At 60.3% G+C, this 2125-nt stretch carries 2 protein-coding genes; both read right to left on the minus strand.

Annotated elements, in window-relative coordinates; genetic code table 11:
• A partial coding sequence (gene hmsP, locus ACZ60B_RS42870) for a biofilm formation regulator HmsP (RefSeq protein ID WP_469397487.1) occupies window positions 1-1695 on the minus strand: 1695 nt, incomplete at its 3' end.
• A gap of 228 nt (window positions 1696-1923) precedes the next feature.
• Window positions 1924-2125: cellulose synthase subunit BcsC-related outer membrane protein (locus ACZ60B_RS42875; protein WP_469397505.1), on the minus strand; the 202-nt coding region annotated here is incomplete at its 5' end.

The raw sequence follows: 2125 nt of genomic DNA on the forward strand, positions 1-2125 counted from the left end.
AGACAATCCCAGATCGTGCAGCTCACGCAGCAGCGCCAGCGCGTGGTCGAGATCGTCGATACGTACCGTCTCGGTGATCTCCAGCAGCAGCTTGCGCGGATCGATCCGATACTGCGCCAGCAGGTTTTTCAGATGCGGAACAAACGCCTCATGTTGCATCTGAATACCGGAAACGTTGACCGCCAGCGGCAGCGCAATGCCGCGTTGCTGCCAGTCTGCCAGGATGCGGCAGGACTCTTCCAACACCCAGTTGCCGAGAGGCACGATCACACCCAGCTCTTCCGCCAGCGGGATAACGTCGGCCGGCAGGGTATAGCTGCCGTCATACTGCTGCCAACGCAGCAGCGCTTCGGCGCCGATCACCTCGTTGGACTGCATGTCGATCTGCGGCTGCAGGAACAGCGTGAAATGCCGCTGCTCGATGCCGTGCAAGATCTCGCTCTCCTGGGTCAACCGCTTCTGCGTGCGTTCCGTCAGGCTGGGCTCGAAGAACAGGATTTGATTTTTTCCTTCGCGGTGCGCGGACATCATCGCCGAGGTGGCGCTGCGCAGCAGCTGTTCCGCACTCTCCCCCTGATTGAGGTAGTGCGCGATGCCGATACTGGCGTTGGGCCGCAGCGCCAAACCTTCCAGCGTCAACGGCGCGTTGATCTCCGCCATGATACGCCGCGCCAGCTGCATGGCGTGGAACGGCCGCTCGATGCCCTTGGCCAGAATGGCGAATTCGGTATTGCTCAGCTGTGCCAGCACGCCGTTTTCGTCGATGCAGCCGCGCAGCTTCTTCGCCAACGCCAGCAGCAACGCTTCACGCATCGCCGGGCTCATCACGCCAGACGCTTCATGCAGCGTCTCGATGCCGATCACCAACAGGTTAAAACGCTCGGGGCGCAGGCTGGAGGCGATATGCTGTTCCAGCAACGCGTTCAGCAACGCCGGATTTGGCAATTCGGTCACCGGGTGGCGGGTGCTCAGGCGGCTCATGTCGGCATGCGCCTTGGCCAACGTCTGTTGATTGCGGTTGTAGTTGCGCACCAGCAGGCCGAGCTCGTCGTCCTGGTGCAGCGCCGGCAGCATCAGTTGGTGATAGGGCGCTTCGTCCTGCGAGATGTTCTCCAGCTCTTTGGCCATCGCGCGCAGCGGGTGCACCATCAACCGGTTCATGCACCAGGTGATGGCCACCGACAGGATCAGCGCCAGCAGCAGGTAGGTCGACAGCATGGTCGACAAAATGCTGAGGATAAACTGGTACATGCGGAACGAATCGGCCTGCAGCACCAGATAGGCCAGCGGCTGCTGGTTGGCCGGCACCCGTTCCAGCGAATAGAGCGGCACGGAAATTTGGATAGGCAGTTCAAACAGCCGGGCGATCAGCGTCGGCACCGGCCGCTCCGGCGGGAAATTGGCGTGCAGCGCCTGAAACTCGTTCGGCAAGACGATATCCGCCCGACTAAGAATGCCGACCGGCAACAGGGTGTTCAGCACCCTTTTGGCTTCCGGCACGTCCATCCGCAGCACCGCTTCCGCCAGCGGCTGGCGCACGGAGTGAGCGATATTCTCCAGTTGCTGGGCGTAGTCATCCCTGCGCTGCTGCACAAAGTGGAATAACTGGATCACGATAAAGATGCAGATCGTGACCAGCGCCACGCCGGACACTGTCGCCATCTGCTTAATCGTTAACGAACGCCTGACCCGCAAACCTGCTCTCCGTGAAATCGGGCTAAAACAAAAAGGGGGCTGACTCTCACCCGCCCCCTCGAACCGGGCTGAGTATACTCGATCATCGGCTGTTTTTATCTGGCTATGCCGCAGGCAAAACCAAGAAAATCGCGGGTTTCAGTCTTTTCCTAAAGCGAACAAACACGACCCGGACACAGGGTAACAAAACTCCCCGGCGTCCGACACTCCGAATCTTTCCTCTTCCGACTACTTAAAGTCGGCGTAAGGCGTCAACGGCTGCGGCGGCAAATCGAGATCCCCCTGCCAGCCGGCCAGGGAATAGCGCAGATAAATCAACGCGTGGCTCGGCGTATAGTCCTTCGCCTGTTGAATGTCGATGCCGGCGCCGAGCGTCCAGTGCGAACTGAGACGGCGTTCGACGATTGCCCGCAGGGTATAACCGACGCCG

The sequence above is a fragment of the Streptomyces sp. NPDC104096 genome, assembly GCF_055584385.1.